Source organism: Romboutsia sedimentorum, from assembly GCF_030131845.1.
Classification (GTDB): domain Bacteria; phylum Bacillota; class Clostridia; order Peptostreptococcales; family Peptostreptococcaceae; genus Romboutsia_D; species Romboutsia_D sedimentorum.
On sequence record NZ_JASKYM010000018.1, the window covers coordinates 1 to 7,912 of the forward strand.

The 7,912-nt window shown below is 31.0% G+C and carries 10 protein-coding genes and 1 pseudogene; all 11 read right to left on the reverse strand.

Annotated elements, in window-relative coordinates:
• Positions 1-466 (reverse strand): annotated as a pseudogene (mmdA, locus tag QOZ84_RS16170) (methylmalonyl-CoA decarboxylase subunit alpha); the annotation flags it as partial.
• A 31-nt stretch (positions 467-497) separates the two neighbouring features.
• The gene (mce, locus tag QOZ84_RS16175; RefSeq protein WP_284133930.1) at positions 498-908 is read right to left on the reverse strand and encodes a methylmalonyl-CoA epimerase; all 411 of its coding nucleotides are present in this window, start codon (positions 906-908) and stop codon (positions 498-500) included.
• A gap of 15 nt (positions 909-923) precedes the next feature.
• Positions 924-1,868, reverse strand: a complete 945-nt coding sequence (gene meaB, locus QOZ84_RS16180) for a methylmalonyl Co-A mutase-associated GTPase MeaB (protein WP_284133931.1) — start codon at positions 1,866-1,868, stop codon at positions 924-926.
• Positions 1,869-1,878: 10 nt separating this feature from the next.
• Positions 1,879-2,286, reverse strand: coding sequence for a cobalamin B12-binding domain-containing protein (locus QOZ84_RS16185; RefSeq protein ID WP_284133932.1), 408 nt, complete (start codon positions 2,284-2,286; stop codon positions 1,879-1,881).
• Positions 2,287-2,335: 49 nt separating this feature from the next.
• The gene (locus QOZ84_RS16190; RefSeq protein ID WP_284133933.1) at positions 2,336-3,985 is read right to left on the reverse strand and encodes an acyl-CoA mutase large subunit family protein; all 1,650 of its coding nucleotides are present in this window, start codon (positions 3,983-3,985) and stop codon (positions 2,336-2,338) included.
• Positions 3,986-4,121: 136 nt separating this feature from the next.
• Positions 4,122-4,664, reverse strand: a complete 543-nt coding sequence (locus QOZ84_RS16195) for a 2-oxoacid:acceptor oxidoreductase family protein (protein ID WP_284133934.1) — start codon at positions 4,662-4,664, stop codon at positions 4,122-4,124.
• 22 nt (positions 4,665-4,686) lie between these two features.
• Positions 4,687-5,487: a 2-oxoacid:ferredoxin oxidoreductase subunit beta gene (locus QOZ84_RS16200; RefSeq protein ID WP_284133935.1), complete on the reverse strand. Its 801-nt coding sequence runs from the start codon at positions 5,485-5,487 to the stop codon at positions 4,687-4,689.
• Entirely contained in the window at positions 5,480-6,622 is a 1,143-nt protein-coding gene (locus tag QOZ84_RS16205; protein ID WP_284133936.1) for a 2-oxoacid:acceptor oxidoreductase subunit alpha, read from the reverse strand. Before QOZ84_RS16205 ends, QOZ84_RS16200 begins: the two co-directional genes overlap by 8 nt.
• Before the next feature lie 16 nt (positions 6,623-6,638).
• The gene (locus QOZ84_RS16210) at positions 6,639-6,830 is read right to left on the reverse strand and encodes an indolepyruvate ferredoxin oxidoreductase subunit alpha (protein ID WP_284133937.1); all 192 of its coding nucleotides are present in this window, start codon (positions 6,828-6,830) and stop codon (positions 6,639-6,641) included.
• A gap of 560 nt (positions 6,831-7,390) precedes the next feature.
• Positions 7,391-7,540: a hypothetical protein gene (locus tag QOZ84_RS16215; protein ID WP_284133938.1), complete on the reverse strand. Its 150-nt coding sequence runs from the start codon at positions 7,538-7,540 to the stop codon at positions 7,391-7,393.
• Between the two features lie 149 nt (positions 7,541-7,689).
• On the reverse strand, positions 7,690-7,912 hold a 223-nt coding region (locus QOZ84_RS16220), incomplete at its 5' end, for a sodium ion-translocating decarboxylase subunit beta (RefSeq protein ID WP_284133939.1).

The window sequence follows — 7,912 nt, forward strand, 5'->3', positions numbered from 1 at the left end:
CTGATGCTATAGTATTTTTATAAAAAATTTCTCCATACCCAGCAAGCGCGTCAACACCCTCTTGAATTCTAGCGCCTCCTGAGTCATTAAGTCCTACTACAGGTGCTCCTACTTTTATTCCCATGTCCATTACTTTTCCAATTTTTTTAGCATGCATTTCACCTAAAGATCCACCAAGTACTGTAAAATCTTGAGCAAAAGCGCAAACTAACCTTCCATCTACTTTTCCATATCCTGTGACAACACCTTCACCAGGTATTTCTTGTTTTTCCATTCCAAAATTCGAACATCTATGTTTTACAAATGCATCTAATTCTATAAAAGTTTTTTCATCGAATAATTTATTTAATCTTTCTCTTGCTGTTAATTTACCAGATGTATGTTGTTTATCTATTCTTTTTTGTCCACCACCTAGTCTTATCTTATTTCTTTTTTCCTTAAGTAAATTTAACTTTTCTTGCGACACAAAATCACCCCCAAAAAATTTTAAGCTATAGTTATTGCCTTTCACTTAGTTCTAATAATACTCCATCTGTTCCTTTTGGATGACAAAATGCTATTTTAGCATTTCCTGCTCCATATCTTGGTACTTCATCTATCATTTTATATCCTTTAGCTTTAACTTCTTCTATTGCTTTTTCTATATTTAAAACTCTTACAGCAACGTGTTGTATACCTCCACGTCCTCCATTTTTAGCTATAAACTTTGCTATTGGACCATCTTCAGTAGTTGATTCTAATAATTCAAGTTCAGTATCTCCAACTGGTAAGAAAGCAACTTTAACTTTCTGATCTTCCACTGTTTCTTTTCCTTCACATTTTATACCTAATACATCTTCATAAAATTTCAAAGTTTCATTTAAATTATTTACAGCTATACCAACATGATCAACTTTTAATATATCCATTAAAAATCCCCCTAATTAATATTGATTATTTCTTACTTTTTCAAATAATATCTCACTTATTGAATAAGGATCTATTTCCTTAGTCATAGTTTTTGCTAATAGTTTATCCATATCTTCACTATATTCTAAGTTTCTAACTAAATTTGAAATACGTCGTTGAACTAATTCTTTTATTTCTGTTTTATTTCTAGAAAGCCTTTTTTCATTTAATTTATCACTTTTTTCTAGAAATTCTTTGTGTCTAAGTATGTTTTTGTAAGTTTCTTCAACACCTTCTCCAGTTTCAGCTATAGCTAAATTTACTGGAGGTCTAAATTCCCAATCTTTTTTAAAATCTAGCATCATCTGTATTTCTAAAGATGTTCTTTTAGCTCCATCCCTATCAGCTTTATTTATAACAAACACATCTGCAATTTCCATAACACCAGCTTTTATAGCTTGTATATCATCACCTAATCCTGGAACCATTACTATTAAAGTAGTATCCGCTGTCTTTACTATATCAATTTCAGATTGACCAACCCCAACAGTTTCTATAAATATGTAATCACATCCATATGAATCTAAAACTTTTATGGCACCTTGAGTAGCATTTGAAAGTCCTCCAAGACTACCTCTCGTTCCCATAGATCTTATAAATACTCCTTTATCAGTGCTTAAGTCATTCATTCTTATTCTATCTCCAAGAATAGCTCCCTTTGTGAAAGGGCTCGTTGGGTCTATAGCAATAATCCCTACTTTCTTATTTTCTTTTCTTATTAATTTCACTAATTTATCTGTAAATGTAGACTTTCCAGCACCTGGTGGGCCTGTTATACCTATAACATAGGCTCCTCCAGTGTATTTATAAACTGATTTTAAAACTTCCTCATATCCATCAACTTCATTTTCTACCATAGTAATAAGCTTGGCACAAGCTCTTTTATTACCTTCTAAAAGAGTTTTAATTAGATTTTCCATAAAATCACTCCTAAATACTTGCTGAATTACTTTTTACATTCTCTCTTATAAAATCTATCGTTACAGAAGTTGGAGTTCCAGGAGTAAATATTTCTGCTATTCCTTTTTCTTTTAAGAACGGTATATCCTCCTCTGGTATAACTCCTCCACCTATTATCAATACATCATCAGCTCCTTCAGCTTTTAATAACTGTGCAACTTTTGGTAGCAAATGATTGTGTGCTCCTGATAATATGCTCATAGCGACAACCTCAACATCTTCTTGAATTGTTGCTTGAACTATTTGTTCTGGGGTTTGTCTAAGACCTGTATATATAACTTCCATGCCCGCATCTCTAAGTGCACGAGCGATGACTTTTGCACCTCTATCATGACCATCTAAGCCTGGTTTTGCAACTAAAACTCTTATCTGTTTCATTTTTTTCCCCCTTAATATATACTTTAAATCTTAAAATAGTCGTTGTATTTTATATCATAACTGCTTGTTTGTACTCTCCAAATACCTCTCTCATAACACCACATACTTCACCTAGTGTTGCATACGCTTTTACTGCTTCTAATATATACGGCATTACATTTTCTTCGCCTTCACAAGCAACTTTTAAAGCTTGTAGTGTTTCTTTTACCTTTTCATTATCTCTATTATCTCTTAATTCTTGTAATCTTTCTTTTTGTCTTTCTCCAACTATAGGGTCAACTCTTAATAATCCTTTTGGAGATTCTTCTTCTATTTGGAATTTATTAACTCCAACTATTACCTTTTCATTACTTTCAATTTCTCTTTGATATTTATATGCACTATCCATTATTTCTTGTTGTATATATCCTTTTTCTATTGCACGTGGAGCTCCACCTAGTTCTTCTATTTTATTTATTATATTCATAGCATCTTCTTCTATTTTATTAGTTAAACTTTCAACTAAATATGATCCTGCAAGTGGATCTATCGAATCAGCTACTCCACTTTCATGAGCAACTATTTGCTGTGTTCTAAGAGCAACCATTACTGAGTCCTCTGTTGGAAGAGCTAAAGCTTCATCCTTAGAGTTAGTATGTAGAGATTGTGTTCCTCCTAATACTGCTGCTAATGTTTGAATTGCTACTCTTACTATATTATTTTCTGGTTGTTGAGCAGTTAAAGTACATCCTGCAGTTTGTGTATGGAATTTTAATGACATTGACTTTGGATTAGTTGCTTTAAACTTATCTTTCATTATTCTTGCCCATATTCTTCTTGCCGCTCTAAATTTAGCAACCTCTTCTAATAAGTTGTTATGTGCATTAAAGAAGAATGAAAGTCTAGGAGCAAAATCATCTACATTAAGACCTGCATCAATTGCTGCATTTACATATGCTATACCATCAGCCAGTGTAAACGCTACTTCTTGAACTGCATTAGCTCCAGCTTCTCTTATGTGATATCCTGATATACTTATTGTGTTCCATTTTGGAACTTCTTTTGAACAATATTCAAATATATCTGTTATTAGTCTCATTGATGGTGTTACAGGGAATATATATGTTCCCCTTGCTACATATTCTTTTAATATATCATTTTGTATAGTTCCTCTTAATTTATCTGGTGAAACACCTTGCTTTTCAGCTACTGCTATATACATAGCTAATAGCACTGATGCAGGTGCATTTATAGTCATTGATGTAGATACTTTATCTAATTGTATTCCATCAAATAATATTTCCATATCAGCTAAAGAATCTATACAAACTCCAACCTTACCAACTTCTCCCTCTGATATTTCATCACTTGAGTCGTATCCCATTTGTGTTGGTAAATCGAATGCAACTGAAAGCCCCATAGAACCTTGCTCTATTAAGTATTTATATCTTTTATTTGATTCTTCCGCTGTAGCAAATCCTGCATACATTCTCATTGTCCACAACTTACCCCTATACATAGTAGGCTGAACACCTCTTGTAAATGGATATTGCCCTGGATATCCTAAATCATTTTCATAGTCTATACTCGAATCTAATGGAGTATATAGTCTTTTTATTTCTTCATCTGTATCAAATTTAAATTCTTCTTTTCTTTCTGGAAATCTTGCTAAAGTTTTATTAACTTTATTTTCTTCCCATTTTTCAAATGATTCTTTCATATTTTATCCCCCTTAACCGTATATGTAAATGTTACTGAATTCATATTTGCTAATACATTTGGAGTAACTCACACAACTTTATAGTCATAAGTGCCATTGTTAAGAATATGTATAAACATAAGTAGATACTACTAACTTAATAAGCATTCACTACTTCTTTTAGAAATACTTTTCCTTGCTCAAAAGCTTTTATGTTCAATTCTTCACTACCTTTAGGAACTCTATTTGAAATTGCAATTTTTATATGCTCTGGATTTATTTCTGGTATTAAATTACTTAATACACCTAAAGTAATTATATTTGCTGTCATTGGCTTTTTCAAAACGTCATTAGCTGTTTGAAGTATTGGAACTTTATGAATTGATGCTTTGATTTGATCATTTACCTCTATAGATGAATCTACTATTACTATACTATCTTCTTTTATATGTGCTGAATATTCATTAAAAGATTTTTGTGTTAATGAGATTAGTATGTCTGATTTGATTATTTTCGGGAAATTTATATTCTTGTCACTTATTATTACTTCTGCTTTACTTGCTCCTCCTCTAGCTTCTGGACCATATGATTGTGATTGTACTGCATTTAAATTTGATAATATTGCTCCCTCTGCTAAAATTACACCTGCAAGTATAAGACCTTGACCTCCCGAACCACTTAACCTAATTTCCTTTTTCATATATATTCTCCCCTAACAATACTTAAAATTTTTCTACTAATTTTTTATATTCATTAGTATATTCTGGTAAAGTTACATCTTTAAAAATCCCTATTGGCATTTTATCAGTTTCTTTAGCTTTATTAGTGTCATTAGTCACTATACTATTTTCTTTTATTAGTTTGATTAAATCTACTGCAGATCCCTTTTTATTTTTTCTACCATAATATGTCGGGCAAGAACTAACAGCTTCTACAACTGAAAAACCATTGTGCATTATAGCTTTCTTCGTATATGATAACATCTGATTAACATGGTATGCGCTTGCTCTAGCAACAAATGTAGCTCCTGCTGCTGCTGATAATTCACAAATATCAAATGGTTTATCTATATTTCCATATGGCGCTGTTGTTGCCTTGTCATCTGTAGGAGTAGTTGGAGAATATTGACCTCCTGTCATTCCATAAATATTATTATTAAATACTATTGTTGTAATATCAATATTTCTTCTACAAGAATGTATTAAGTGATTTCCACCTATAGCTGTTGCATCACCATCACCTGTTATAACTATAACATGAAGATTTGGATTAGCTAACTTTACACCAGTAGCAAATGTAAGAGCTCTACCATGAGTCGTATGTATTGTATTATAATCAAAATAACCGCTTGCTCTTGATGAACACCCTATTCCTGAAACTATACATATATTATCTTTATCTAAATTTAAGTCTTCTATTGCTCTTGCTATTGAGTGCATCAATATCCCATGTCCACATCCTGGACACCATATATGAGGCAATCTATTTGTTCTAAAATTATTTGCTATAATTTGACTAGGCATATACAATTACCTCCTCTATTTTAGAAGTTATTTCCTCTGGAGTGATTATTTCTCCATTGTACTTATTAATTCCTATCACAGGGCAGTTATCTTTTACTACTCTCTCTATTTCTAAACTCATTTGACCCATGTTCATTTCTGGTACAAATATATGATTTACTTTTTTACTTAATTTTTTTACTACCTCTTCTGGGAAAGGCCATACTGTTTTTATAGCTAACAATCCTACTTTCACTCCTTTTTCCCTCATAGTATCTACTGCATCTTTACTACATCTAACCATACATCCAAATGTTACAATTAATACTTCACAGTCATCTGTAAAATAATTTTCATATAAAAGTATATCTTCTAAATTATTTTCTATTTTTTCAGTTAGTCTAGTGAATAATTTTTGAGCTTCCTTTGTGCTGTTTGTAGGGAATCCTGTTTCATCATGTACAAGCCCCGTTACATGAAACTTAAATCCATCACCGATGCCTTCCATATTTGGAACTAAATCTTTTGTAACTTCGAATGGTTTAAATTCTTCTTTTTTACAATTAGATTTTTTTCTATCTAATATTTCTAATTCTTGTAATGCACTTAAATCTACTTTTTCTCTCATATGTCCTATAACTTCATCTAAAAGTAAAACTACTGGTGTTCTATATTTTTCTGCAAAATTAAATGCTTTAACTGTTAGTTCATAAGTATCAGATACAGTTGTAGGAGATAAAACTATTAAGGAATGGTCTCCATGAGTACCCCATCTAGCTTGCATTAAATCTCCTTGTGATGGACTTGTTGGTAACCCTGTACTTGGTCCACTTCTTTGAACATTTACTACTACACAAGGTGTTTCAGTTATACATGCATACCCTATAGCCTCTTGTTTTAGAGAAAACCCAGGACCACTTGTTGCTGTCATAGATTTTTTACCCGCTATAGATGCACCTATTATTGCAGACATAGATGCTATTTCATCTTCCATTTGAATAAATGTTCCTTTAACTCTTGGTAATATTAATGATGATATTTCTGCTATTTCTGTTGATGGAGTTATTGGATACCCTGCAAAAAATTTCATTCCTGCATGTATTGCCCCGTGAACACAAGCTTCATTTCCCTGTAATAACTTTGCTTTTATTCCCATGATATTTCCTCCTTAATTAAATATTTTCTGCAATATATATTGCATAATCTGGACATCTTAGTTCACATAAACCGCAAAGAGTGCATTCAGATTCATTTTCAATGTATACACTCTCGTTATTCATATTTAAGACCTTTTTAGGACAGAATTCTATGCAAATTCCGCATTTTTTACACCAAGACTCCTCTATCTCTAATTTTCTCCCCAATTTAATCCACCTCTTTCAACAAAATATGTTATATTAATGTCTCATATTTTTACATATGATTAACCGAGATGATACTATATTCAAGTTCATTGTAGCACCATATTTAAAAATTTGCAGGAATTATTTCAATGCTGCAAGTTTTTTTATCCTTATTTCACTTGTTCTTTTTTTAGATAAATTCAATTAATTTCATATCACAATATTTTTCTCAAAATTAAATGGACTAAAAAAGAATTAAATAAGCTATTATATATATTTAAGATTAGATATAGGAGATTTTTATGTTTGAATTTTATGAATTTAAAAGATTTTTATGCAAGACAAATAAAGGTAATGTAAGGTATAAATAATATAGTATCTGTTGCCTATTCTTAAATACTACAATAAAATTTGCAAATATAAACGAGCTATAACCTTCTTTTATAGAAATGGTTATAGCTCATTTATGTTAAAACTATCATTTTATACTCCTTATATTGTACATACCCTGCTAAAGTTGATTTTTTTTACTTCAAATCATTATTATAAGAAATATGAATATTTTAAATTATTTTGTTCATCTATTCTTCGTTATAATCTGGAGTAAAGCTATAAGCTAATTCACTTTCATAACCAAAGTATATTAAATAAATGTTTTCATTTATGTCTCTTGCCTCCTTATTTTTCTTAATTATATTATATTGTGCATTATCCGTTTTTGCAATTTTCATTTTTAATCTTTCACTCTTAATTCACTATCTACAATTTTCAAGTTATAAAACATATTTTTTTACATTTATTAAATTATTTACCTATACAACATAAAAAATGCTGAGAAACTAATTTCCCCAGCATTTTTTATGTTGTATTATATAATTTTTTATCCAAGTAGACTAAGTAATATTCCTGCTGCAACCGCAGACCCTATAACCCCTGCAACATTAGGTCCCATTGCATGCATTAACAAGAAATTACCTGGATTTTCTTCTTGAGCAACCTTATGAGCAACCCTAGCTGCCATTGGAACTGCTGATACTCCTGCTGCACCTATAAGTGGATTTACTTTTTCCTTAGTAAATCTATTCATAAATTTAGCACATAAT